The sequence below is a fragment of the Serratia sp. DFXYC6 genome (assembly GCF_057196085.1).
The window spans coordinates 688,552-712,642 of sequence record NZ_JBXUNV010000001.1; the positions used below are offsets into that span (position 1 = coordinate 688,552).

19 protein-coding genes are annotated in these 24,091 nt (G+C 62.1%); 11 read left to right on the forward strand and 8 right to left on the reverse strand.

Annotation, left to right across the window (positions count from 1 at the left end; all coding sequences use genetic code 11):
• Window positions 1–32: 32 nt before the first annotated feature.
• Window positions 33–965, forward strand: coding sequence for an aromatic alcohol reductase (locus AC2CGQ_RS03435; RefSeq protein ID WP_088381762.1), 933 nt, complete (start codon window positions 33–35; stop codon window positions 963–965).
• A gap of 17 nt (window positions 966–982) precedes the next feature.
• On the opposite strand, the gene AC2CGQ_RS03440 is transcribed toward AC2CGQ_RS03435, so the two are convergent.
• Complete coding sequence (locus tag AC2CGQ_RS03440) at window positions 983–1,669, reverse strand: aspartyl/asparaginyl beta-hydroxylase domain-containing protein (RefSeq protein ID WP_031300704.1); 687 nt, start codon at window positions 1,667–1,669, stop codon at window positions 983–985.
• A 260-nt stretch (window positions 1,670–1,929) separates the two neighbouring features.
• Between AC2CGQ_RS03440 and AC2CGQ_RS03445 the strand changes: the two genes are divergently transcribed.
• The 6 genes from AC2CGQ_RS03445 to AC2CGQ_RS03470 all read left to right on the forward strand — a co-directional run bounded on the left by AC2CGQ_RS03445 (window position 1,930) and on the right by AC2CGQ_RS03470 (window position 8,849).
• Window positions 1,930–3,120, forward strand: a complete 1,191-nt coding sequence (locus tag AC2CGQ_RS03445; protein ID WP_031300703.1) for a sugar transporter — start codon at window positions 1,930–1,932, stop codon at window positions 3,118–3,120.
• 171 nt (window positions 3,121–3,291) lie between these two features.
• Window positions 3,292–4,689: an MFS transporter gene (locus AC2CGQ_RS03450; protein ID WP_004928618.1), complete on the forward strand. Its 1,398-nt coding sequence runs from the start codon at window positions 3,292–3,294 to the stop codon at window positions 4,687–4,689.
• 142 nt (window positions 4,690–4,831) lie between these two features.
• Window positions 4,832–5,662, forward strand: coding sequence for an alpha/beta fold hydrolase (locus tag AC2CGQ_RS03455; protein ID WP_015378462.1), 831 nt, complete (start codon window positions 4,832–4,834; stop codon window positions 5,660–5,662).
• A gap of 9 nt (window positions 5,663–5,671) precedes the next feature.
• Window positions 5,672–6,097, forward strand: coding sequence for a DoxX family protein (locus tag AC2CGQ_RS03460; protein ID WP_049242458.1), 426 nt, complete (start codon window positions 5,672–5,674; stop codon window positions 6,095–6,097).
• Window positions 6,090–7,700: an MFS transporter gene (locus AC2CGQ_RS03465; RefSeq protein WP_049187892.1), complete on the forward strand. Its 1,611-nt coding sequence runs from the start codon at window positions 6,090–6,092 to the stop codon at window positions 7,698–7,700. Before AC2CGQ_RS03460 ends, AC2CGQ_RS03465 begins: the two co-directional genes overlap by 8 nt.
• Before the next feature lie 96 nt (window positions 7,701–7,796).
• Window positions 7,797–8,849 (forward strand): NAD(P)H-dependent flavin oxidoreductase, encoded by a 1,053-nt coding sequence (locus tag AC2CGQ_RS03470; RefSeq protein WP_004928630.1) that lies wholly within the window; start codon window positions 7,797–7,799, stop codon window positions 8,847–8,849.
• Window positions 8,850–8,954: 105 nt separating this feature from the next.
• Here the strand turns inward: AC2CGQ_RS03470 and AC2CGQ_RS03475 are convergent, their stop codons facing one another.
• The 5 genes from AC2CGQ_RS03475 to AC2CGQ_RS03495 form a co-directional block, all read right to left on the reverse strand.
• Window positions 8,955–10,337, reverse strand: a complete 1,383-nt coding sequence (locus AC2CGQ_RS03475) for a serralysin family metalloprotease (protein WP_075685862.1) — start codon at window positions 10,335–10,337, stop codon at window positions 8,955–8,957.
• Window positions 10,338–10,837: 500 nt separating this feature from the next.
• Complete coding sequence (locus AC2CGQ_RS03480; RefSeq protein ID WP_484593476.1) at window positions 10,838–12,127, reverse strand: alginate export family protein; 1,290 nt, start codon at window positions 12,125–12,127, stop codon at window positions 10,838–10,840.
• Window positions 12,128–12,168: 41 nt separating this feature from the next.
• Window positions 12,169–13,068 carry a VOC family protein gene (locus tag AC2CGQ_RS03485; RefSeq protein ID WP_484593477.1) on the reverse strand — a complete coding sequence of 300 codons (900 nt, stop codon included), beginning with the start codon at window positions 13,066–13,068 and terminating at the stop codon, window positions 12,169–12,171.
• Window positions 13,069–13,592: 524 nt separating this feature from the next.
• The gene (katG, locus tag AC2CGQ_RS03490) at window positions 13,593–15,788 is read right to left on the reverse strand and encodes a catalase/peroxidase HPI (RefSeq protein WP_015378454.1); all 2,196 of its coding nucleotides are present in this window, start codon (window positions 15,786–15,788) and stop codon (window positions 13,593–13,595) included.
• 259 nt (window positions 15,789–16,047) lie between these two features.
• A complete protein-coding gene (locus AC2CGQ_RS03495; RefSeq protein ID WP_484593478.1) occupies window positions 16,048–17,472 on the reverse strand; it encodes a coniferyl aldehyde dehydrogenase in 1,425 nt (474 codons plus the stop codon).
• 199 nt (window positions 17,473–17,671) lie between these two features.
• Here AC2CGQ_RS03495 and AC2CGQ_RS03500 point away from each other — a divergent pair, with 199 nt between their 5' ends.
• The 3 genes from AC2CGQ_RS03500 to AC2CGQ_RS03510 all read left to right on the forward strand — a co-directional run bounded on the left by AC2CGQ_RS03500 (window position 17,672) and on the right by AC2CGQ_RS03510 (window position 20,224).
• The gene (locus AC2CGQ_RS03500; protein ID WP_484593479.1) at window positions 17,672–18,502 is read left to right on the forward strand and encodes an alpha/beta fold hydrolase; all 831 of its coding nucleotides are present in this window, start codon (window positions 17,672–17,674) and stop codon (window positions 18,500–18,502) included.
• Window positions 18,503–18,623: 121 nt separating this feature from the next.
• Complete coding sequence (hchA, locus tag AC2CGQ_RS03505) at window positions 18,624–19,499, forward strand: glyoxalase III HchA (protein WP_015378451.1); 876 nt, start codon at window positions 18,624–18,626, stop codon at window positions 19,497–19,499.
• The gene (locus AC2CGQ_RS03510) at window positions 19,496–20,224 is read left to right on the forward strand and encodes a PA1136 family autoinducer-binding transcriptional regulator (protein WP_075685870.1); all 729 of its coding nucleotides are present in this window, start codon (window positions 19,496–19,498) and stop codon (window positions 20,222–20,224) included. Before hchA ends, AC2CGQ_RS03510 begins: the two co-directional genes overlap by 4 nt.
• Here AC2CGQ_RS03510 and AC2CGQ_RS03515 read toward each other — a convergent pair.
• Window positions 20,221–21,111, reverse strand: a complete 891-nt coding sequence (locus AC2CGQ_RS03515) for a LysR substrate-binding domain-containing protein (RefSeq protein WP_049242430.1) — start codon at window positions 21,109–21,111, stop codon at window positions 20,221–20,223. The two genes, AC2CGQ_RS03510 and AC2CGQ_RS03515, sit on opposite strands and share 4 nt — an antisense overlap.
• Before the next feature lie 164 nt (window positions 21,112–21,275).
• On the opposite strand from AC2CGQ_RS03515, the gene AC2CGQ_RS03520 reads away from it, so the two are divergent.
• Entirely contained in the window at window positions 21,276–21,812 is a 537-nt protein-coding gene (locus AC2CGQ_RS03520) for a hypothetical protein (protein ID WP_484593480.1), read from the forward strand.
• Window positions 21,813–21,859: 47 nt separating this feature from the next.
• Here the strand turns inward: AC2CGQ_RS03520 and AC2CGQ_RS03525 are convergent, their stop codons facing one another.
• Entirely contained in the window at window positions 21,860–23,566 is a 1,707-nt protein-coding gene (locus tag AC2CGQ_RS03525) for a hemolysin (RefSeq protein WP_484593481.1), read from the reverse strand.
• Window positions 23,567–24,091: the final 525 nt, after the last annotated feature.

Genomic DNA, 24,091 nt, shown 5'->3' on the forward strand with positions numbered 1-24,091 from the left:
AGGATGACGCAGTGTCAAGACAGGAGGCAAGAATGAAATCCACAAATCCATCTATCAATGCCGTGCTCATACTCGGCGCCGGTGAACTGGGGCTGCCGGTATTGCGTGCGATGAGCCGGCAGGCTCGGTTATCTCCATCTTTAAAAATCAGCGTGCTGCTCCGGCCGGAGGCTGCACGCGCCGTGAGCGGCCCGCTCCGGGCGCGGCGGGATGCGCTGGCGCGGCTCGGCATCGCCGTGGTGGAAGGCGATCTGCAGCAAAACGGCGTGGAGGCGCTGAGCGCGCTATTCCGTTCCTTCGACGCGGTGATCAACTGCAGCGGCTTTGTCGGCGGGGCGGGCACGCAGGTAAAGATCACCCAGGCCGTCTTGCTGGCGGGCGTGGCGCGCTACTTCCCGTGGCAGTTCGGCGTGGACTACGATGTCGTGGGTAAAGGCAGCGGGCAACAGGTGTGGGATGAACAGCTTGAGGTGCGCCACCTGCTGCGTGCGCAGAAGGCGACGGAGTGGGTGATTGTTTCCACGGGCATTTTCACCAGCTACCTGTTTGACCCCGGCTTTGGCGTGGTGGATGCGGCAAGCAAAACGGTGCGCGCGCTGGGCGACTGGCGCTACGCGGTGACGCTGACCACCCCTGAGGACATTGGCCGGCTGACGGCCGCGATTTTTTTCCATCGGCCCGCGTTTCGCAACCAGGTGGTTTATATCGCCGGCGACACGCTGACCTACCGCGAGCTTGCCGAACTTATGCAGGCGCACTGGGGCGTGGAGGTCAACAGGATCCTGTTGGACAAAGAGCGGCTGCAGGCGGAGGTGCGCAATCATCCGCATGACGTCGGCGCCAAATACCGGCTGGCTTTCGCCCGGCCCGACGGCGTGGCCTGGGATAAGGCGAAAACCTTCAATGCGCGCCAGGGCATAGCCACCACTACCGCCGAGCAGTGGCTGGCTTCTCAGGGCGGTTAATCGCCTGAGCGCCGCAGTCAGAACTGGCGCTGCATCCAGCGCACGTTCAGCCGCACCAGCGCGATGATGGCGCCGGAGAGCAGCCGCAGCCCGGCGGGCATGTCGCGGCGGCGGATGTCCAGCAGCAGCACGGTGCGCACCTGCGGGCTGTCGTTCCACACCTCGTGTTCGAAGGTATCGTCCCACAGCATGAACTCCCCCTCGTGCAGCCGGTATTCGCGGCCGTCCACTTTCAGCACCGCCGCCGGCGCGCCGTCGGCGCGTTTGGGCATGTCCAGCACCAGATAGCCGCGCAGAATGCCGCGAAACGGCCCGCGATGGGGCGGCACCTGTTTGCCGGGCGCCAGGAAGGAGAGCGAGGCGGACAGCACGTCAGGCGACGAAGCGATCAGCGCCGCCAGCGTCGGGCAGCGCGCCAGGTTGTGGGGGATGGGCTGGCCGTAGGCCTTCATGATGAACATGCGCCAGTCGCGCGCGTCGTTGGCGGAGATCGACGCCTGCTGGCTCATGATCTCGTGAAAACGGGGAATATTGTGCAGATCGTGGGCGACGGTCAGCGCCTCTTCGCGGATCTGCCGCCATTGGGCGGTGAAACGTTCGGCGTCGGGGAACAGCGCGGCGCTGTCGAGCACCGGCTTGCCCTGAATGCGGCGATCGTAAACATTGCGCAATGCGAGCACGGACCAATCATAAATCGCGGACATCATAATGACCTCGCCTCAGGAAACGCCAAAGGGACACTGCGCGCTTCTTCGGCGCGGCGCGTGGACGGCCTGGGAAGAACGGCAGGAAAAATTGGTACGCTTCAATAGATTAGCACAGCATTTTGGCAACCGTGCGTCGGTGAGCGTGTCGATGGGCGGTGAAAAAAACCACACAATTAAAGTGTGACGTATATCGCATTTAGCGGGCCGGTTGGTTAAAATATCGCGACTTGCCCGCACCTGTCCGGATTTTGTTTACCATGGAACACGCTCCCGTTTCGCGCTCAACCGCCTGGTTGCGCGTGGTTATCCTCGCCGTCTCGGCCTTTATCTTCAACACCACCGAGTTTATTCCGGTCGGTCTGCTGAGCGATATCGCCGCCAGCTTCTCGATGCAAACCGAACAGGTCGGCTTGATCATTACCATTTACGCCTGGATCGTCGCCGCCGCCTCGTTGGCGTGCATGCTGCTGACCAGCAAGATTGAGCGCCGCAAGTTGCTGATCGGCGTGTTCGTGCTGTTTATCGCCAGCCACGTGCTGACCGCCGTGGCCTGGAACTTCACCACGCTGGTCATTTCGCGCGCCGGTGTGGCGCTGGCGCACTCGGTGTTCTGGTCTATCACCGCCTCGCTGGCGATCCGCGTGGCGCCGCCAGGCAAGAAAGCCCAGGCGCTGAGCCTGCTGGCGGGCGGCACCGCGCTGGCGATGGTGCTCGGGCTGCCGCTCGGGCGGGTGGTCGGGCAGCTGCTCGGCTGGCGCATGACCTTTATCGGCATCGCGGTGTGCGCCACCCTGGCGCTGGTGCTGCTGTGGCGCCTGCTGCCGGTGCTGAAAAGCGAGCATTCCGGTTCGCTGGCCAGCGTGCCGCTGCTGTTCAAGCGCCCGGCGCTGGTGGCGCTTTACATGCTGACCATCATTGTGGTGACGGCGCACTTCACCGCCTACAGCTACATTGAGCCGTTTATCCAGACCGTGGCCGGGCTGTCGGAGAACTTCACCACGCTGATGTTGCTGCTGTTCGGCGCCGCCGGCATCGTCGGCAGCCTGCTGTTCAGCCGCTACAGCGAGCGGTTTCCTTCCGGCTTCTTCATCGGTGCCATCACGCTGCTGGCCTTGAGCCTGCTGCTGCTGTTGCCGGCGGCCGGCAGTGAAGGCCACCTGACGGTGCTGTGCATCTTCTGGGGGATGGCGATCATGGCGATCGGCCTGTCGATGCAGGCCAAAGTGCTGAGCCTGGCGCCGGACGCTACCGACGTGGCGATGGCGATTTTCTCCGGCCTGTACAACTTCGGCATCGGCAGCGGCGCGCTGCTGGGCAACCAGGTGAGCCTGCATCTGGGCATGGGCAACATCGGCTTCGTCGCCGCGCCGCTGGCGCTGATCGCCCTCGGCTGGTGCCTGTTGAGCGTCTACCGCAGCGAACGGCTGCAGCAGCACCACAGCCGTTAACCTGCCGATTCGGGATGCCGCTGCGGCATCCCGCGCTACATTTTCCTGCTATAAAACAGGCTGCTGCAGCGTTTTATGCTTAACTTTTTTTCATAGTCTGCTAATTAAAAATTTAACTCCGACGCCGCTTCGCTAGCATAGAAAGTCATCAAAAATGTTAATGCGAGGTTAATGGTGAGTGAATCTGTAGCGGCGTCGCCGATCCATGCGCGGGATTTGGCGGCCAGAATCGACGCCTTGCCCGCGTCGGCCGGCCTGTGGCGCTTTATCATTCTGCTGTCGCTGGGCGGCTTTTTCGAACTCTACGATCTGTTCCAGACCGGCTATATCAGCACTGGCCTTATCGCCGACGGCATTTTCCACACCGGCGCGCAGGGCGTTTTCGGCGTGTCGGATCAGGCGGCCTTTGCCTCCGCCACCTTTCTCGGCCTGTTCGTCGGCGCCAGCCTGCTGAGCCCGTACGCCGATCGCTTCGGCCGGCGCGCCACCTTTATGTTCGCTCTGATCTGGTATGGCGCCTTCTCGCTGCTGTTGGCGTTTCAACAGCAGGCGGAATGGGTGATCTTTCTGCGTTTTCTGGTGGGCGTCGGGCTCGGCATCGAGTTGGTGACCATCGATACCTACCTGACGGAGTGGGTGCCCGCGCACTTGCGCACCCGGGCTTTCGCCTTCGCGTTCTTCGTGCAGTTTCTGTCGGTGCCGGCGGTGGCGCTGATGTCCTGGTGGCTGGTGCCGCAGACGATTTGGGGGCTGAGCGGCTGGCGCTATGTGGTGATCGCCGGCGCGCTGGCTTCGCTGGTGATTTGGCTGGTGCGCAAGGGGCTGCCGGAGTCGCCGCGCTGGCTGGTGCAACAGCGGCGCTATGCGCAGGCCCGGCAGGTGATGCGGGACATGGAGCGGCGCTGCGGCGTGGCGGCCGCGGACTTCCCGTCGCGCCCGGTGGACGATGCCGAGGGAGCGCCGCTGCGCGGCCGCTTTCGCGACATCTGGGCGCCGCAATATCGCGATCGCACGCTGATGCTGGTAGTGATGAATTTCTTTCAGGCCATCGGCTTCTTCGGCTTCGGCAACTGGCTGCCGGCGCTGCTGTCGGGCAAGGGCGCTTCGGTCACCCACAGCCTGCTGTACGCTTTCTTTATCACGCTGGCCTACCCGCTGGGCTCGCTGCTGTGCAGCTTCTACGCCGACAAGATGGAGAACAAGTGGCAGATCGTGTTGTCCTGCCTGGTGACGGTGATCTTCGGCTCGCTGTTCGCACTGCAGAACAACCCGCTGTGGCTGATCCTGTGCGGTTTCTTCATCACCTGGTCCAACGCCTGGCTGACCTACAGCTACCACTCGTATCAATCCGAGATCTTCCCGACCCATATCCGCGCCCGCGCCGTCGGTTTCTGCTACTCCTTCAGCCGGCTGTCGACGGTGTTCAGCAGCATCATCATCGGCATTATCTTGCAGTACGGTGGTTCGCTGGGGGTGATCGCGTTTATCGTCGCCAGCATGCTGATCGTGATGCTGGTGATCGGGCTGTTTGGCCCAAAAACGCGCGGTATCGATCTGGAAAACATCTGACGTTTTGCGCCGGCGGCGACGCCGGCTTCTTCAGCAAAAAAACTCGCGATCATGCGAAAATTATTCCGTTATCACTGCCTTTACGCCTGCCGTACTGTTAACCCGTACAAAATCCAATTCGATACCGAGCGGGGAACACGTCATGAGCACCCTTACCGCGCCCGATGGCGCACGCATTTTTTATAAGGATTGGGGCCGCGGCCAGCCGATCCTGTTCTCCCACGGTTGGCCGCTGTCTGCCGACGCCTGGGACAACCAGATGCTGTTTTTCGGCCAGAGCGGATTCCGCGTGATCGCCCACGATCGCCGCGGCCACGGCCGTTCGGAGCAAACCTGGCACGGCAACGACATCAACCAATACGCTGACGATCTGGCCCTGCTGATCGAAACGCTGGATCTGCGCGATCTGATCCTGGTCGGCCATTCCACCGGCGGCGGCGAAGTGGCGCGCTACATCGGCCGTCACGGCAGCGATCGGGTGGCGAAGGTGGTGCTGGTCGGCGCCGTACCGCCGCTGATGCTGCAAACGCCGGTCAACCCTGAGGGTACGCCGATGGCGGCCTTCGACGGCATTCGCAGCGGCGTGGCGGGCAACCGCTCGCAGTTCTTCAAAGATTTGGCGGTGCCGTTCTATGGCCTCCACTGCGACGAGGTGGAGAGCAATGCGGGGCTGATCGACCACTTCTGGCTGATGGGCATGCAGGGCGGCGTGAAAGGGCAGTACGAGTGTGTGCGCGCGTTCTCCGAAGTGGATTACACCGCTGACCTGCTGGCGATCGACAAGCCGACGCTGCTGGTGCACGGCGACGCCGATCAGATCGTGCCGATCGGCGCCTCGGCGCTGAAAGCCGCTAAGCTTATGCAACAGGCGGAGCTGAATGTTTACGCTGGCGGTTCGCACGGTTTGGCGCAGATCGATCCCGATCGCTTCAACGCCGATCTGCTGGCCTTCATCCAAAATTCGCCGTTTTAAGGGGGCGCGATGAACCTGACTGCTATCGCCGCCCGCTGCGCACAGCGGCTGCATGCGCCTGTGGTGCGCTGGCTGCTGCTGCTCGCCATTTGCGCCGCCTATATTCAGGGCGGGTTGGTCAAAGCGCTGAACGTCGAAGGCGCGGTCGCCGAGATGAGCCACTTCGGCCTGCAGCCGGCGGCGCTGTTCGCCGTGCTGGTGACGCTGTTCGAACTGGCTGCGTCGGCGCTGATCCTGAGCGGCTTTTATCGCTGGCTCGGCGCGCTGGCGCTGGCCGGTTTTACCCTGATGGCGACGCTGATGGCCAATCCGTTCTGGCAGTTCGACGGGGCGGAGCGCGGCCAGATGATGAACGGATTTTTTGAACACCTTGGGCTGGCCGGCGCGCTGTTGCTGGTGGCATTTAACGATTTGAAGGAGCGAACAGATGGCTGAGCAGACGGAAAACAAGGCGGCGGCGGGCGGCTTCGCGCCGCTGAAAATCCCATTATTTGCGGTGCTGTGGGGCGCGACGGTGCTCGGCAACGTCGGCAGCTTTATGCGCGACGTCGCCAGCTCGTGGCTGATCACTGACCTGTCGAGCAACCCTTCGGCGGTGGCGCTGATGCAAACCGCCGCTACGCTGCCGGTGTTCCTGCTGGCGATCCCGGCAGGGGTGCTGTCGGACATTCTCGACCGGCGGCGCTTTCTGATCTTCGTGCAAATCTTGCTGGCCTGCGTGAGCGGCAGCCTGCTGGTGCTGTCGCAGACCGGCTCGCTGACGGTGGAGTATTTGCTGGCGCTGACGTTCGTCGGCGGCATCGGCGCGGCGTTGATGGGGCCGACCTGGCAAGCGATCGTGCCGGAGCTGGTGCCGCGCGCCGAGCTGAAAAACGCCGTGGCGCTGAACTCGCTGGGCATCAACATCGCTCGCTCCATCGGCCCGGCGGCCGGGGGGCTGCTGCTGGCCAGCTTCGGCGCCGGTGCGGCCTACGGCGCGGACGTGATGAGCTATGTGCTGGTGATTGCGGCGCTGCTGTGGTGGAAGCGGCCGAAGGCCGAAGACAGCGGCCTGTCGGAGCATTTCTTCGGCGCCTTCCGCGCCGGCCTGCGCTATGCCCGCTCCAGCCGCGAGCTGCACGTGGTGCTGCTGCGGGCGGCGGTATTTTTCGCCTTCTCCAGCTCGGTCTGGGCGCTGCTGCCGCTGGTGGCGCGCCGCATGCTGGGCGGCAGCGCCGGCTTTTACGGCGTTCTGCTGGGGGCGGTGGGCGCCGGGGCGATCCTCGGGGCTATTGTGCTGCCGCGCCTGCGCCAGCGGCTGAATGCCGACGGGCTGGTGTTGCTGGCGGCGGTGTTGACGGCGGCGGTGATGGCGGCCCTGTCGCTGGCGCCGCCGCAGTGGCTGGCGGTGGTGCTGCTGTTGGTGCTGGGCGCAGGCTGGATTATCGCGCTGACCACGCTCAACGGTGCGGCGCAGGGCGTGCTGCCCAACTGGGTGCGCGGCCGCGGCCTGGCCATCTACCTGATGGTGTTCAACGGCGCGATGGCGGCGGGCAGCCTGCTGTGGGGGCTGGTGGCGCAGGAGCTGGGCGTGGCTGCCACGCTGCTGGTCGGCGGCGTCGGCCTGTTGGTGGCGGGGCTGCTGTTCCACCGCCTGCGTCTGCCGACCGGTGAGGCCGATCTGCAGCCGTCGAACCATTGGCCGGAACCGTTGGTCAACACGCCGGTCGAAAACGATCGTGGCCCGGTAATGATTCAGGTGGAGTACCGCATCCGCGAACAGGATCGGCCGCAGTTCTTGCGCACGCTGCTGATGCTGGAGCGGGCGCGCCGCCGCGATGGCGCTTACGCCTGGGGTATCACCGAGCATACCGGCGATCCGGAATGCATCATGGAGTGGTTCCTGGTGGAGTCCTGGGCGGAGCACCTGCGGCAGCACCAGCGGGTATCGCACGCCGACGCCGATCTGCAGCAGGAGGCGCTGCGCTTCCATATCGGCCCGGAGAAACCGGTGGTGCATCACTTCCTGTCGCTCGACCGGCGTCAGGTGAAGCATTAACTGCGCGGCCAGGCGGTGAGAAGGTGCTATGCTTTTGGTCGGTTCGGCGGCGCGGCCGCCGTAAGACGAATGTAGTCAGTACAGGGAGACACATTGATGACGGCACCTTCTGCTTTTGCCCGCGAGCTTGGGCTGCGCTATCCGATCGTTCAGGGGCCGATGAACGGCGCGTCACCGCCGGCGTTGGCGGTGGCGGTGAGCAACGCCGGGGCGCTGGGATCGTGCGCGGCGGCGCTGTTTTCACCGGCGGTGCTCCTCGAACGTGTGCAGCAGATCCGCGCGCAGACCGCCGCGCCGTTCAACATCAACCTGTTTCTGCTCAATGAGCAGCACCCGGATCTTGCCGAACTGAAGCGCGCCCAGCACCTGCTGCGGCCGTTCCGCGAAGCGCTGGGGCTGAGCGAGCCGCCGATCCCCACTCAATTCGCCGAAAACAACCGCGACCAGATCGCAGCCTTGCTGGAGGCTGCGCCGCCGGTGGTCAGCTTCACCTTCGGTGTGCTGCCGCGCGCCACGGTCACGCAGTTCAAGAAGGCCGGTTCACGGGTGATCGGCACCGCCACCACGGTGGCGGAAGCCCGCGCCTGGGAAGAGGCGGGCGCCGACTTCGTTTGCGTCTCGGGCTCGGAGGCGGGCGGCCACCGCCCGACCTTCCTCGGCGATATCGAACAATCCTGCGTCGGGCTGATGGCCCTGCTGCCGCAGGTGGTGGCGGCGGTGAAAATCCCGGTGATCGCTGCAGGCGGCATCATGAACGGGCGCGGCATCGCGGCGGCGCAATTGCTGGGCGCGCAGGCGGCGCAGCTCGGCACCGCGTTTCTGTGCAGCCCGGAGTCGGGCATCGCCGAAGCCTGGCGGGCGGCGCTGAGCAACGCCGGCGATGACAGCACGCGCCTGACGCGCGCCTTCAGCGGCCGCCCGGCGCGCGGCATCGTCAATGATTTCATGCGGCAGATGCGCGCGGAAGAGGCGCAGATCCTGCCTTATCCGGTGCAGAACGCGCTCACCGGCGATATCCGCCAGGCGGCGGCCAAGGCCGGGCGCGGGGAGTTTATGTCGCTGTGGGCCGGGCAGGGTGTCGGCCTGGCGCGGCCGATGCCGGCGGCGCAGCTGGTCGCCACCCTGGCGGCGGAGCTGGAAGCGGTGTGACCTCGTCTGCGCGATTTATTGCTGTGGCAATGTAAAAAGACGCCAGGGTGAGGCCTGATAAGAGATGAACAGTCCGGCGTTCGCGCCGGACTGTTGGTTTCTTGGCTAGACGAGAATATCGGCGGAAGCGTCGACATGCCCAACGATTTTTACAAGTAAATCAGGCAGTTGATTGCCGGAGAGATTGATGGCCAGATCGGTGACATTCTGCTGCGCGTCATAATTCAGCGCCGCTTCATACAACGAGCCGCTTAAACTATCCACGAAGTGCAACTCGCTCCCTTCGGCCTTAGCCGTCTGGTTGAGCCACGACAGATCGATTTTATCCACCGCCGTCTGGAAATCGCGGATCCAATCCGGCGCGGCGGCTTGGCTGTCGCCGGCTTCGCGGAAGACGAAGGTGTCCGCGCCTGCATCGCCCCAAAGCTGATCGGCGCCGCCGGCACCGTAAATGATGTCGTTGCCTGCACCGCCTTTTAGCGTATTGTTCAGCGCGTTGCCCACAAGAATGTCGGCACCGCTGCCGCCGATGATATTTTCAATCTGCGCGCCGTAGGCGATGGCTATATTCGCCTTCAAGCCGCCTACATCAGAGAATGCGCCTTCGTTAATGTTGATGCGCTGATCCTGGCTGTAGCCTGAAAAATCCAGCGTGTCATTGCCGCCGGCATCCCAGATAGCCGCCACGATTTTGTCCGTGGACGCTTTAACGCTCAGAAAGTCTCTGTCCGTATTCGAGTTGAAACCATAGGTGGTATCGCCGGTGCGCGTGGTGGTATTCGCGCCGTAAAGCTTCTGTATGGCGGTAATATCATCCAGCTGCGGTCCTGATGGCCAAACGCCTTTATAGTCAGCGCTGGTGTATTGTTCGTTAAAATAGCTCATCAAAGAATATTGATGGTCGTCTTCATAATACTTCGCCGAGTTGGCGTAGGTGGGGTAGGTGGCATTTGACGCATCATAATTGCCGGGATGAGAAAGCCCCAACGCATGCCCTATTTCATGGGTAAGCGTATCCCTGGCGTAGTTATTGGTTTGCGGATTGGAGGCGTCGTAGCCGTTATTACCGCTGATCCAAATGGTGCTTTTGAGATCGCTCTGCGTACTTTCATACGAGGTGTAATTGCCCCCGCTGGCCGCCTTATAAAAACCAAACTTTATATCTGCATTTTTCGCGTCGTTGCCTTTAACCTCGGTGAACGTGATGTTGGCCACATCCGACCAGGATTGCAATGAAAGCTTGGTTTGGGCTTGTTGAGCGGCGGTAAGCTGCGCGGCGCCCGTCTTGTCGCTGCCGGTATAGACGGGGAAAGAGTAGGTCAAGGTAGCCGCATGGTCTGTCACGCCTTTGCCATTGGCGGAATAATGGCTCCTCAGCAGCAGATCTGAAACCTCTTGCGTGGTATATGACGGTTTACTGCTCTCCGCGTGATCGCCTCTTTCATAACTGGTTAAATAATCGGAAATCTTATCGGTAGCTAATGACATATCAAACTCCTTTGGACGTTGACAATATTGCACCTAACGCTCTATATGCTCGTACACAGGTTTGAAAATCAGGGATAATTAATGTGATATCATTGGCTTGCCTCCTTGGTCTGGCTTGAATATTGCGTTCAAGCGGAATATATCCTTATCATTAGTCACGGTGAGGAATTAATTGTGCACTGCGATTGAGTTAAAGCAGTATAAACACAATTATTTTATTAATTAGTTATTCTTATATGAATCTTTTACATAAGATATGAGTAAAAGACTTGTTTAAATAACTCGTTGGAATTAAATCTTTATTTAATATTTCTCTGTAATCGGCGCGCGGCATTTGCGTTGCTGATTTATCTTTCTGTTTTTCCGGCTTTTTATCTGTGAAATGCGGTGAGTAGCCGCCATTGCCGTAACGCATAGAGGCGGCCGCACTCCGGCTGTCGTCATTAATCGGATACGGGATTATTGAGGGGCCCGCGTATACCGATTAACTTGCCTGATGCTTAAAAACTGTAGGTGCCCTGCGCCAGCACGAAGTTGATGTCTTTCAGCCCGGCATGGTGCTGCAGGCTGTGGCCGACGTCGAAGTAGACATAGGCTACCTTGAACTGGAGATCGCTTCTCGGCGTCCAGGTGGTTTCGACCTGGTACTGGTTGCCGATAAAGCGCGATCCCTGTTCGCTGCCTTTCACCGGGCGCATTGGCCCGAGATAGAAGGCGTCCTCACGGCGTTGCCGCCATAACGCGTCCCAGCTGAAGTCGATGGCCAGGGTTTGCCACGGCGTGATGGTGACCGAAGGATGGATGGCGATCAGGTTAGCCGGCGCCACCAGCCCGTTTTCGGTCAGGTAGGGCAGCTTGGGGTACATGGCGTTGAAGGTGTTGAGCTGCCCATCGTGACCGTTTTTGTCGCCGCTGGCGATGCCAATCTTGCCGCCAAAGCGCGGCCGCCAGCGCCAGTCGCTCACCGTATAGCCGGCGTGCGCCGACGCCGACCAGGCGCGGATATCGCGCTGTTCTGCGCTGCCGAACTGCCAGGCAGCTTCATTATCCCAGTCGAACCCCCGCGCTGCGCCGAAGATGCGTGCGCCGACGGTATAGCGCCGCTCTTGCCCGCTAAGCTGCGCGTAGTGGGCGTCGTTATCCTCAAAGCCAAAGGTGTAGAGATCGAGCGAAGAAGCCAGCGGCGTCAGCGGCGTGGTGCCGTACAGTCCCCACACCTTTTGGCTGTTGTCGGTATCGTCGTCGAAACTGCCGGTTTTAAGGGTGACGGGATGGCCGATAAAGGCGTCGAGGCGGTTTTTATCCTTGACCCAGCTGGCGCGGATAGCATCGAAGGAACGGCGCACGTTGGGGCCGTCGCGGGTGCCCAGCAGGTGCAGCGAGCCCAGCGCAATCTCCTGGCGGCCGACCCGCAGGGTGCCGAGGCCGTAGGCAGTGGGCAGTTTCATATCCACATAGCCCTGCCCGAGGTAGGCATGATCTTCGTCGGTCGGCTTGCGCCCGCGATCGCGCGGCGTGGCCAGCGACGATCCCACTTGCACATAGGCGCCGAAATAGTCGCCGTAGTCGAGGCGCGCGCCAACCAGCAAGCGCTGCATGAAAGTGTCGTCGCGTCCGCCATTCAAATCCCGTTGATCCGTCCATTCATAGCGCTCGCGCAGTGAACCGTCGAAAGATAAGGTGGCCGCATCGCCCAACGGGATGTTTTTCCAGGGAGAGGCGGCGGGCTCCGCCGCCAGAGCGGGGAGCGTGGAGAACAGCAACAGTGCGGGTAGCGTGCGTTTCATCATGAATATCCGAAGAAAAAAGCGCGCCGCAGCGCGCCTTGGGTTTATTTGGCTGTCTGGTGAATTTCGGCGATGTAGCCGCCGGGGAAACGCACCAGCGCCGAGGCGCGGCGTTCCGCCGCCGTCGATCGCCACAGCACCTGCGCGCCGCTGGCCGTCGCTTTGGCCAGCGTGGCCTGCAGATCCTCGACGCCATAGCCGGTGCGCTCATGGCCGAACGGATAAGGCAGATGCCCATCGGTGACGAAAATGCGCGTTTTGCCAAAAAGCGAGTCCAGTTCGATCTGGCGGATCTTGCCGTTATCGTTGCGGCCGATCGCCGCATCGCTGACCTGCTCGTCGCGCACGACTTCGCCGTGCGAGAACGTCTGATAGCTTTTCAGGAAGTCATCGACGCGGTAAGCGGAGAGATACAGGCGGTTTTCCGGCACGCTCAGCAGCGGCTTGTAGTTGGGCGCTTTGGTGTGCCAATAAAGCTGCATGTTGACGCCGCCGGGCCATTGGATCACCGCGTCGCGCCCAATCGGATCGTCGAAGGGGGCGACCAGCACATCGGCGCCGGCGGCCTTGGCTTGTTGAATGGCGGCATCCATATCCCTGACCAGAAAACCGTTGCGCTCGGCGCCGAACGGGTGCGGGATCGGCGTTTTGAAATCGAACACCGAGAAGCTGCCGGCTGGCGTCAGTATCAGCTGGGAATAGGTTTCGCTCGGCGTGGGCGTGACGTTGACCAGCACGCGTTCGGTGCGGGTGCCGCCGAAGGTTTTCAGGATGCTGTCGACAAAGGAATCCATCTTGCCGCGTTCGACGTAGACATGGGTGGTGTCATATTGCGGCCCCACGGCGAGAGATGCCGTATCGGCCGCCCATGATACGGCAGGGAGCAGCAGCGCAAGGGCCGATATCCTCAGCCGACGAGAAGAAATACCGATAATGTGTTGCATGATGACCTCCAGGTAGCGGTTATTTTCCTGAGTGAAACGTCATTTCCTATGAGCTTTCCCGTCGGCTGAAAAATAAAAGCTAAAAACGCAACGCGCGTGATGAAACGCTAAATAGGGGCGAAGTTCTGACGCCCCGGCGAATATGGCGCAGGGGCAGAACATTTATTCTTATTGGCGTAAACGGTGAGGCGCCGGGCCAGCAGGCCCGCTATCGCTAAGGGTCGGCGCTGATAATGCGGTCCGCCTCGCCGCGTGTTGAAGTGAATTGGGGATAATCCATAACGGTGTTCTCCTTGATGGGATATATCGTATTAGCGCGCTGAATTTACGTTCTTCATTGCCCTCTAAATATAAATACAGCATTAAAAGAATTGCCGCCCATCAAATTTTTATATGACTTGTTGAGTAAATACGAATAAGCGGGAAAAGAAATATAACGACGTGCGCTACGGCTGGCGCTGAGCGGAGGCGGTGTGGTTCTCGGGAGGAAAAACGGCCTGCCGAAGCAGACCGTTGCGGGGAGTTTACGCCAGATCGAAGCGATCGAGGTTCATCACTTTGTTCCAGGCGGCGACGAAGTCATGGGCGAACTTCTCTTGCCCGTCGGCGCTGCCGTAGACTTCGGCCAGCGCGCGCAGCTGCGCGTGCGAACCGAACACCAGATCGACGCGGGTGCCGGTCCATTTGACCGCGCCGCTGCGGCGATCGCGGCCTTCGAACAGGCCGTCCTCACCCACCGGGTGCCAGGTGGTGCCCATGTCGAGCAGGTTGACGAAGAAGTCGTTGGTCAGCGCCTGCGGGCGATGGGTGAACACGCCGTGCTGCGTGCCGCCAACGTTGGCGCCGAGCACCCGCAGCCCGCCGACCAGCACCGTCATTTCCGGCGCGGTCAGGGTCAACAGCTGCGCCTTGTCGACCAGCAGCGTTTCGGCCGGCACGCGGTATTTGCCCTTCAGGAAGTTGCGGAAACCGTCGGCGAGCGGCTCCATCGCCTCGAAGGAGTCCACGTCGGTCTGTTCCTGCGAGGCGTCCATGCGGCCTGGGGCGAACGGCACCGTCAGGGTCAAGCCGGCGTTCTTCGCCGCCTGTTCCACGCCCGCCGCGCCGGCCAGCACGATCAGATCCGCCAGCGAGACGCGCTTGCCGCCGGTCTGCGCGTCGTTGAAGGCGCGTTGGATGCTCTCCAGCTTGGCCAACGTCGCGGCGAGCTGCGCAGGTTGGTTGACGGCCCAGTCCTTCTGCGGCGCCAGGCGAATGCGCGCGCCGTTGGCGCCGCCGCGTTTATCGGAACCGCGGAAGCTCGATGCGGAAGCCCAGGCGGTGGAAACCAGCGCGGACACCGGCAGGCCGGAAGCCAGCACCTTGCTTTTCAGCGCGGCGACGTCCTGCTCGTCGATCAGCGGATGATCGACCGCCGGGATCGGATCCTGCCAAATCAGCTCTTCCTGCGGCACTTCCGGGCCGAGGTAGCGCGCGCGCGGCCCCATATCGCGGTGGGTCAGCTTGAACCAGGCGCGGGCGAAGGCGTCGGCCAGCTCTTCCGGGTGTTCATAGAAGCGGCGCGAAATCTTCTCGTAGGCCGGATCGAAGCGCAGCGACAGGTCGGTGGTCAGCATGGTCGGGCGGCGCTTCTTGTTCGGGTCGAAGGCGTCGGGAATGGTTTCGCCGATGTCTTTCGCCACCCACTGGTGCGCGCCGGCCGGGCTTTGGCTCAGCTCCCATTCGTATTCGAACAGGTGGCGGAAGAAGTCATGGTTCCACTGGGTCGGGGTGGTGGTCCAGGTCACTTCCAGGCCGCTGGTGATGGCGTCTTTGCCGACGCCGGTGCCGAAGGTGCTGTGCCAGCCGAGGCCCTGCGACTCCAGTCCGGCCGCTTCCGGATCGGCGCCGACGTGAGACGCCGGGCCGGCGCCGTGGGTCTTGCCGAAGGTGTGGCCGCCGGCGATCAGCGCCACGGTTTCTTCGTCGTTCATCGCCATGCGGGCGAAGGTTTCACGGATGTCGCGCGCGGCGGCCACCGGATCGGGGTTGCCGTCCGGGCCTTCCGGGTTGACGTAGATCAGGCCCATCTGCACCGCCGCCAGCGGGTTTTCCAGATCGCGGTCGCCCGAGTAGCGGCTGTTCGGCCCGCCGCTCAGTTCCAGCCAGATCTTCTCAGACCCCCAGTAGACGTCGTCCGGCTCCCAGGTGTCGGCGCGGCCGCCGGCGTAGCCGAAGGTTTTGAAGCCCATCGATTCCAGCGCCACGTTGCCGGTCAGGATAATCAGATCGGCCCAGGAGATGTTGCGGCCGTATTTCTGCTTGATTGGCCACAGCAGGCGGCGCGCCTTGTCGAGACTGACGTTGTCCGGCCAGCTGTTGAGCGGGGCGAAGCGCTGTTGGCCTTCGCCCGCGCCGCCGCGGCCGTCGCCGATGCGGTAAGTGCCGGCGCTGTGCCAGGCCATGCGGATGAACAGGCCGCCGTAGTGGCCGAAGTCCGCCGGCCACCATTCCTGCGAATCGGTCATCAGGGCGTGCAGATCCTGTTTGACCGCCGCCAGATCGAGGCTGTTGAAGGCATCGGCGTAGTTGAAGTCTTTATCCATCGGATCGGACAGGGGGGAGTGCTGATGCAGCGGTTTCAGGCTGAGCTGATTAGGCCACCAATCCTGATTGGTGGGGCCGTTCTGCGGTGCGGGCTGCTTGCCGCCCGAAAACGGGCATTTGCTTTCAGTTGTCATAATGCGCTCTCTGCTTCCGTAAAGATGCTCCAGCCGCCGGGCGTGGAGCGGTTAACAAGGCATGCGGGTAAGGCTTGCGTCGGGTGTTGCGCTAAATAACTGAACTCAATCGATTTACGTCACCCCCGTCGCCAACGGACAAAGGGTGACTCATGGCTAAGCTTAGTCAGCGGCGGCGGAGAGATAAAATAGGAATGAGTGAATATTGTGATAGCTTGCGGCGATTCATGGCTGTGCTATTGATTGTCAGCACACCGCTTTATCGGCGCCGCAACATGAACGTGAGCACCGCGTCCGCCAGTTTGCCGAACGGCGTGCGCAGCAGGCCGGTAAAGTGCCAGCGGCTCTGGATGAAAACGCCCTTGGCGTGGCTCAGCGCCCGAAATCCTTCGATGCCGTGACAGGCCCCCATGCCGCTGGGGCCGATGCCGCCGAACGGCAGATCGTCCTGGGCGAAATGCAGCAGGGTGGCGTTGACGCTGACGTTGCCTGAGGTGGTGTGCGTCAGCAGCCGATCCTGCTGCGCGCCTGCCGGGCCAAAGTAATACAGCGCCAGCGGGCGCGGCCCGGCGTTGATAACGTCGATCGTTTCATCAAAGGCGGCGTAGGTGCGCACCGGCAGCAGCGGCCCGAAGATCTCTTCTTGCATGATCCGGCTGTCGTCGGGGGCGCCGACGATCAGCGTGGGAGCCAGGGTTTTCGGCCGTTCAGACGCCGAGTCCGGGCGATGGCCGACCGGAATGATTTGCGCGCCCCGCGCCTGGGCATCGGCCAGCAGGTCTTGCAAACGTTGATAGTGCCTGTCGCTGATGATGGCGCCGTAGTCGCTGCCCGTCGGCCCTGTGGGGTAAAACGCTTTGACCGCCGCGTCGTAGAGCGCAATGAAGCTCTCCACATCGTTCTGATGGATCAGCAGGTAATCGGGCGCGATGCAGGTTTGGCCCGCGTTCGACAGCTTGCCGAACGCCAGGCTGTTAACGATTCTGGCGGTGAGCGCGCCGGGCGCCACGACGGCAGGGCTTTTGCCGCCCAACTCGAGCGTCAGCGGCACCAGATTTTTAGCGGCCGCCTGCATGACCTGACGGCCGATCGCCGTACTGCCGGTGAACACCAGATGGTCGAACGCCAGCTCGCTGAATCTGGCCCCGACCTCCGGCCCGCCGGTCACCACGGCGATCTCGTCGGCGGGAAACTGCGCCGCCAGCATCGTCTCGATGAGCTGGCTGGTATGCGGCGTGAGCTCCGAAGGTTTCAGCATCACGCGGTTGCCGGCGGCCAGGGCGGTGGCCAGCGGGATGAAGGTCAACGATAAAGGGTAGTTCCACGGCGCCATGACGCCGATCACGCCCTTGGGCTGATATTGCACATAGGCGCGCGCAGCCTGGTACGGCAGGGCGACGTGGCGGCGCTCCGGTTTCATGAAGCGTTTCAGGTTGCGCAGCAGGTAATCGATCGCCTGCACGGTGACCAGAATCTCCAGAATGTCGGTCTCGTAAGGCGAGCGGTGGCCGAAGTCCGCGCTGACGGCCGCCGCCAGCGCGCCGCGCTGGGCCAGAATGGCGCTCCGCAGGCGGCGCAGGACGGCCTTGCGCTGATCCATCGTCGGCGCGCCGTCGCGCAGGAAGGCGTGGCGCTGGGCGGCAAGCCGTTGCTCCATCGTCGTGGCGGTGTCATCTCCTTGCACTTGAATACTCCTGATGCCGATCGAAAGCGGGAATGCGGTTTGCCGAATTGGGTTTGACCTTAAAGTGAGCTTTAAACCTATACTCGTTAAACGATCAACGCAAGATCGTCGGCCAGCCGGGATGAGGGAGCCAGAGATCCCGGCGCCGCGCGCAGTATAAACCTTCTTTTTTAACCATAGTGTAAATGGGAGAAACGACATGGGTTATGTAACGACCAGCGATGGCGTCGAGATTTTCTACAAGGATTGGGGCCCCAAAAACGGCAAGGTTATCTATTTCCACCACGGCTGGCCGCTGTCCAGCGATGACTGGGATGCCCAGATGCTGTTCTTCGTGAACCAAGGGTTCCGCGTGGTTGCGCACGATCGCCGCGGCCACGGCCGCTCCAGCCAGGTGTGGGAAGGGCACGACATGGATCACTACGCCGATGATGTCGCCGCGGTGGTGAAACACCTGGGCGTACAGGGCGCGATGCACGTGGGCCACTCGACGGGCGGCGGCGAGGTAGTGCGCTATATCGTGCGCCACGGCGAGGACAAGGTGTCCAAAGCGGTGTTGATCAGCGCGGTGCCGCCGCTGATGGTGAAAACCGACGCCAATCCGCAGGGCACCCCCAAAGCGGTGTTCGATGATTTCCAGGCGCAGCTGGCCGCCAACCGGGCGCAATTCTATTACGACGTGCCGGCCGGTCCGTTCTACGGCTATAACCGTCCGGGCGCCAAACCGTCGGAGGCCATTGTCTGGAACTGGTGGCGCCAGGGCATGATGGGCGGCGCCAAGGCGCACTATGACGGCATCGTCGCCTTCTCGCAGACCGATTTCACCGAAGATCTCAAGAAGATCTCCATTCCGGTGCTGGTGATCCACGGCGACGACGATCAGGTGGTGCCTTATCAGGATTCCGGCGTGCTGTCGGCCAAGCTGGTGCAAAACGGCACGCTGCATACCTATAAGGGCGCGCCGCACGGCATCCCGACCACCCACGCCGATCAGGTCAACGCCGATCTGCTGGCGTTTGTGAACAGCTAAGAACAGCGCCCAGGGGGACGCTCCGCCGCCTGGGCGCTGCTTGAGGGATATCCCTCATTGCGGCCCTGCCGGCGGTTATTTAAGCTGAATGGGCAATGCAACGATGAATATGGAGATAATCATGACTGATTCAGTGTCCAACGATCGTAATCCCACCCCGGATGTGGCGGAAGACAACGCGTTCTTCCCATCCCCTTACTCCCTCAGCCAGTACACCTCGTCCAAAACCGACTTCACGGGCGCCAGTTACCCGAACGCCTATCGCGGCGGCAAGTGGAAGGTGCTGATGATCGCCTCGCAGGAGCGCTACCTGCTGATGCAAAACGGCAAGTTCTTCTCCACCGGCAATCACCCGGTCGAGATGTTGCTGCCGATGTATCACCTGGATCTGGCCGGTTTCGAGATCGACGTCGCTACGCCGTCCGGCGATCCGGTGAAGCTGGAGATGTGGGCGTTCCCGCATGAAGATGAAGCGGTCAAGGCCACCTACGAGAAGTACCGCAGCCAACTCAAGCAGCCGAAAAAGCTGACGGAAGTGGTGAAGGATCTGGATGGCGGCAACTACCTCGGCGTTTTCATTCCCGGCGGCCACGGCGTGCTCAACGATATCCCGTTCAGTGAAGAGGTGAAAAAGACGCTGCACTGGGCGCATGACCACGATCGCTACGTGATTTCGCTGTGCCACGGGCCGGCCGGTTTGCTGGCGGCGGGCATCGGCGAGAGCAAAGCGGATTTCCTCTATCGCGGCTATGAGATGTGTGTGTTCCCGGACTCGCTCGATACCGGCGCCAACATCGATATCGGCTATATCCCCGGCCCGATGCCCTGGCTGGTAGGCGAACGCCTGCGCGAGTTGGGCGTTAAGATCGTCAACGCCGACATCACCGGCAAGGTGCATAAAGATCGGCGCCTGCTGACCGGCGACAGCCCGCTGGCTTCCAACAACCTCGGCAAACTGGCGGCAGAAACGCTGCTGGCCGACGTCGCCGCGCGATGAGCGACGAGATCGCGCAGCGCGCTTTCCAGACGGCGTTGGCGATGGACCACGAGCGCACCTTGTCCGCCATTCAGGGGCGGGTTCGCGCCTTCGTCGCGCCGTTCGGTTTCAACCGCTTTGTGCTGTTTTCCGCCTCCGCGGCGGCGGAGGCGGGGATCGAGCATATTTATTGGGTCGAGGGCGACTGGTTCGGTGAGGGGGAGGCGGTCGATGCGCTGACCTACGTGCGGCACTGCCCGGTGACCCGGCACATGCTGCGGGCCGCAGAACCGTTCTTCTGGACCAAAACCCGGGCGCAGCAGGGCGAGCGCTACCGGATTGTGCGCACGCCGCGCGGCGCCGGTCTGCACGGCGTACAGATCCCGGTATTCGGCCCCGCCGGGTTGGAGGGGGCGGTCAGCCTGGGGGGCGAGCGCATCGACGCCTCGCCGCCGGTGCGGCTGGCGCTGTCGCTGGTGGGCGCGGCGGCTTTTCTGGCGGCGCGGCGGCTGTTCGAACCTGCTGCCGGTGAACGGGAGGGCCGGCTGTCGGCGCGCGAGCGCGAGGTGCTGAGCTGGACCGCCATTGGCCGGCGGCAGGCGGATATCGCCGCGATGCTCGGCCTGTCTGAACGCACGGTGGAAAATCACCTGCGGCGCATTCGCCAACGTCTCGGCGCCGCCACCACCGCGCAGGCGATCGGCGTGGCGATCCGCCTGGGGGAAATCGCCCCCGATAGCCGTTAGCCCGCCGCCATTTGCCGCAGCAGCCACGCGCGCAGCGCCATGATATCGGGGCGCTGCGCGGTCTCTTCGGTGGCCACCAGATAGTAGTTGGCGCCGGGCAATGACATCTCGAACGGCGCCGCCAGAACGCCGCGCTGCAACAAATCGCGCGCCAGCAGCCGGCTGGCGATCACCACCCCCTGGCCCGCCACCGCCGCCTGCAGCGCATGGGTCTCGTCGCTGAAGGTCAGCCCGGCTTCCACGTTCAATCCTTCCGGCCCGTAGCGCCGCCGCCAGTTCTCCCAGGTCGGTGAGTCGGCGGGCACCTGCCGATGCTCCACGTGAAACAGCGTCACCCGCAGCAAATCTTCGATGCGCTCCAGCGCCAGCGCCGGGCTGGCCACCACGATAAAGCGATCCTCATGCAGCAGGGTGCAGTGCAGATCGCTTTCCGGCGTTTCACGGTAGCGGATGGCGACGTCCACGGTGCGCTGGCTGAGATCCACCCGCTCGACGCTGGTGTGCAGGCGCAGATCGATGGCGGGAAACTCCGCCTTGAAATCCGCCAGGCGCGGCACCAGCCAGTGGGTGAGAAAGTTGGAGGTGGTGGTGACGGTCAGTGCCGGCGGCTGCCGGGCGCGGGTGATTTGGGCGACGGACTGCTCCAGCGCGGCGAAGGCGCGCTGGGTGCCGGCATACAGGATCTCGCCGGTTTCGGTCAGGCTGACGCCCTGCGCGCTGCGCTCGCACACCCGGCATGCCAGCACCGACTCCAGCAGCTTGATCTGATGGCTGATCGCCGTTGCGCTGACGCCCAGCTCCTCGGCGGCCAGTTTGAAGCTGCGGCAGACGGCCACGGCGTGGAAAGCGCGCAGCGCGCCCAGCGGCGGCAAACGGGTTTTTCTCATGGCTGAATTATTCTCATCCAAGGCTGAAAACTATGAGTTTGTCTTACCGATTATACAAGAGATAGGCTACTGACATGTGAACAGGGAAATGAATTTATTTCATCATTTCCATCATGTCGGAGTGAACGATGAGCCTCTATATCAACAACGGCGCCCTGGGCGCTATGGAACACACGGGAACGGCGGCGAGCGCCCTGGCGCTCAGCGTGCCGGTCGCGGCGGGCGCCTTGCTGCTGAAGACCGAAAATCTGCTGGGCATCGGCGCGACCCTGATGCTGCTGACGGCATTGGCGCTGGCGTTTCTCGGCGGCGCCGCGCTGGCCCGCTGGCGGACGCTGCGGAACCGGCCTGCGCTGGCTATTCTCCGCCACGGCTTTTTACTGGCGGCGGCGGGATGGCTATTGATGCTGCTGATGCTGTTCGGCGGCCACGGCTGGCCGGCCCTGCTGCCGGGCCTCGCCCTCGGCGGCCTGGGCCAGGGCGTCGCCTACCGCACGGCAGGGGGGGAGAAAGCGGCGTTCGCCGTGGCGTGCAGGCTGACGACGGTGGTGACTCTCGTAGCCGTAGTGGTTGCCGTTTCGTTGGTGCAAACCTATGCCGCGCCGGGGATAAAGGGAGCCTGTTTCGCGCTGGCGCTGCTGGTCGATCTGGCCTTGCTGGGGGCGTTGATGGCGCGGATTGCGGAGCGTGACAGGGAGTGAGCCGCGCCGCAGGTAAACAGCCCGCCGGTAAACCCGGCGGGCTTCGCTTAGGCGGCCGCCAGCTCTTGCGGGGCAATGGTTTGCAAACCGACAAGCTGAATGGCCGGCTGCTCCAGATTGATGCCAAAGTATCCTTGATCCCAATTGTAGATATTGACGACGTGCTGATTGAGCGCGCTTTCGCCCTGCATGAATATCGACAGATCCTGCGTATGGGTTTGCGCGTTGTAGTTCAGTGAGAAGCTGCTGTTTGATCCTTCGGCGCCGAAGGCCAGCAGGTGGTTATCGATAGACAGGGAGGAGGCCTGTAAAAAGCCCAGCTCGAAGCTGTCGTCGATGTAGATATTGTGGGTCTGCTTCACGGGAATGTTCAGCAGGCTGTTGGGGAAGGGCACATCGTTGGATAGCATGCTCAGGTTCACGCCGAGATAATCCTGCGGCGCACTCCCACCCGGCGCAGTGGTATAACCATGCTCGAAGCGAATCTCGCTGGAGCCTTTGCCCAGGTTGACTTCCAGACCGTTGGCCGGCGTCAGCACCCGATCGTTAAAGGTGACGTTGTCCTTAAAGTCGGTCAGTTTCACCGCTTCGATGTTGTACAGCCCGTCCTTAAAGCCATACAGCCCGATGCCGTTTTTCTCGATTACCCCGCGCCCGCCATAGCTGCCCTGGGCGTCAAACTTCAGGTTTACCCCGTGCGACAGGCTGGAATAATCGACCGTATCGTGGCCGCTGCCGCCGTCGATCACCGTCCAGCCGTAGTTGCCGGCGTTGTTTTGCCAGCCGCGCGGCACGCTGATGGTGTCGTCGCCGCTGCCGGTGTTAACGGCGATATTGCCGAACGCCAGCGTGAAATCGTCGTCATGCAGCGTACCGACACGGTACAGATTCGGCGTGGACAGCACGTCGGCAATGTCGTTGAAAATCGCCGAGCCGATATCCAGCTTGCCGGGGATAATGCTGCCGCCGCCGGTCACGCTGCTACCGTAGGATTCGGTGTAGAAATCACGCGCCGCCGCGGCGGCCAGGCGGATGGTCTCGTGGCCAATGCCGAGGGTGGTCAAATAGGTGGGCACTTCGCCCGCCAGCAGCGTTTCAACCACGTAACTGAGGTTTTTCATCTGCATGGAGACCTGCGCCGCGGCAATCAGATCGTAAGTCCCGCCTTCCACCTTAAAGGCCGAGGTATCGTTGGTCGCCACCCATTCGGTAAAGAACGAGGTATCGCCTAAATAAGAGAACAGCGTGGTGCCGGCCCAGGGGGAATAGTTGGGAGCACCGGTCGAGGAGGCGTCGGTGAACACTTCGGACGCCGCCGCACCGGCGTCGATCAGGCCAACCTCGTGAATATCCGGCACTTTGGCGCTGGTGGGCGGGGCATCCGGCAGCGGCGCGTTAGGATCGCTGCTCAGATCGACGCCAAACAGCGTTTTGGCGAAGTTTTTGGCGATGTTGTCGGAGGCATTCTGAATGCGCGCCTCCCAGTCATCGGGCACATGCCCGGTGCGCAGCTCATACTGCAGCTTGGTTTGGTCGCGAATGTAATGGGCAAACGCCCCCTGATTCGAGTTCACGCCATAGGCGCCTTTGATCCAGGTATACACCGCGATATCCACGCCCTGAATAGGTTGGTTGGCATGGTTGGGATCGGTGAGCGCATCGACGGAGGCGGCATACACGGCCGGCCAGTCGCCGGCTTTGGCGGCCTCCCAAATCGCTTGCAGTTTTTCTCGGTCGGTAATGACGTAAGCCATATAAACACTCCTTGTTGCTGAGAGATTGCTTTGAAATTCAACATGATGAATGGAAGCGCGCGATGGAATAAACCGAAACCCGAACAGCCAGAAACGCGCATGCCGCGATCTGCAGCGAACGATGGGCGGCAGGCGCCCATAGCGAAAGGATAGACGTAACTTGCCGAGCGCGAAAAATTCGCTTATCGATTGTTTTTACAGGATTATTGCTGTAAATCGGCGGGTTAACCCGCGTATTGGCGCCAGGGAGGGATTTCCGTCAGCTGGGTTAGGAATCTTCTTAGATAAAAGAGTGGGTTTCGCTGGTGGGGCCAAGCGTCGGCGTTATGGCGGTGGCTGCCGCTTTGCGGGTTCACACCGACGGCAACGCAGGAGGGCGATTTCTCTCTGGCGCTGCTGGAGTGTGGAATGGGGGGGAATGCTGGAGTGGGGACTCTGGCGGTCGGTTTTGTGCCAGAAGTGGACATTGATGATGTGAAGATATATAGTGGTAGATTGCCTATCGATAGTTGATATTACCCGAGA

Bases quoted from the DNA above. Each gene is read 5' to 3' on its own strand.
- AC2CGQ_RS03500 (WP_484593479.1), top strand. From the start codon at position 17,672: ATGGGTTATGTAACGACCAGCGATGGCGTCGAGATTTTCTACAAGGAT.
- AC2CGQ_RS03475 (WP_075685862.1), bottom strand. From the start codon at position 10,337: ATGTCATTAGCTACCGATAAGATTTCCGATTATTTAACCAGTTATGAA.
- AC2CGQ_RS03450 (WP_004928618.1), top strand. From the start codon at position 3,292: ATGGTGAGTGAATCTGTAGCGGCGTCGCCGATCCATGCGCGGGATTTG.
- AC2CGQ_RS03455 (WP_015378462.1), top strand. From the start codon at position 4,832: ATGAGCACCCTTACCGCGCCCGATGGCGCACGCATTTTTTATAAGGAT.
- AC2CGQ_RS03515 (WP_049242430.1), bottom strand. From the start codon at position 21,111: ATGAGAAAAACCCGTTTGCCGCCGCTGGGCGCGCTGCGCGCTTTCCAC.
- AC2CGQ_RS03440 (WP_031300704.1), bottom strand. From the start codon at position 1,669: ATGTCCGCGATTTATGATTGGTCCGTGCTCGCATTGCGCAATGTTTAC.
- AC2CGQ_RS03465 (WP_049187892.1), top strand. From the start codon at position 6,090: ATGGCTGAGCAGACGGAAAACAAGGCGGCGGCGGGCGGCTTCGCGCCG.
- AC2CGQ_RS03520 (WP_484593480.1), top strand. From the start codon at position 21,276: ATGGAACACACGGGAACGGCGGCGAGCGCCCTGGCGCTCAGCGTGCCG.
- AC2CGQ_RS03460 (WP_049242458.1), top strand. From the start codon at position 5,672: ATGAACCTGACTGCTATCGCCGCCCGCTGCGCACAGCGGCTGCATGCG.
- AC2CGQ_RS03480 (WP_484593476.1), bottom strand. From the start codon at position 12,127: ATGATGAAACGCACGCTACCCGCACTGTTGCTGTTCTCCACGCTCCCC.
- AC2CGQ_RS03510 (WP_075685870.1), top strand. From the start codon at position 19,496: ATGAGCGACGAGATCGCGCAGCGCGCTTTCCAGACGGCGTTGGCGATG.
- AC2CGQ_RS03445 (WP_031300703.1), top strand. From the start codon at position 1,930: ATGGAACACGCTCCCGTTTCGCGCTCAACCGCCTGGTTGCGCGTGGTT.
- AC2CGQ_RS03470 (WP_004928630.1), top strand. From the start codon at position 7,797: ATGACGGCACCTTCTGCTTTTGCCCGCGAGCTTGGGCTGCGCTATCCG.
- katG (WP_015378454.1), bottom strand. From the start codon at position 15,788: ATGACAACTGAAAGCAAATGCCCGTTTTCGGGCGGCAAGCAGCCCGCA.
- AC2CGQ_RS03435 (WP_088381762.1), top strand. From the start codon at position 33: ATGAAATCCACAAATCCATCTATCAATGCCGTGCTCATACTCGGCGCC.
- AC2CGQ_RS03485 (WP_484593477.1), bottom strand. From the start codon at position 13,068: ATGCAACACATTATCGGTATTTCTTCTCGTCGGCTGAGGATATCGGCC.
- AC2CGQ_RS03525 (WP_484593481.1), bottom strand. From the start codon at position 23,566: ATGGCTTACGTCATTACCGACCGAGAAAAACTGCAAGCGATTTGGGAG.
- hchA (WP_015378451.1), top strand. From the start codon at position 18,624: ATGACTGATTCAGTGTCCAACGATCGTAATCCCACCCCGGATGTGGCG.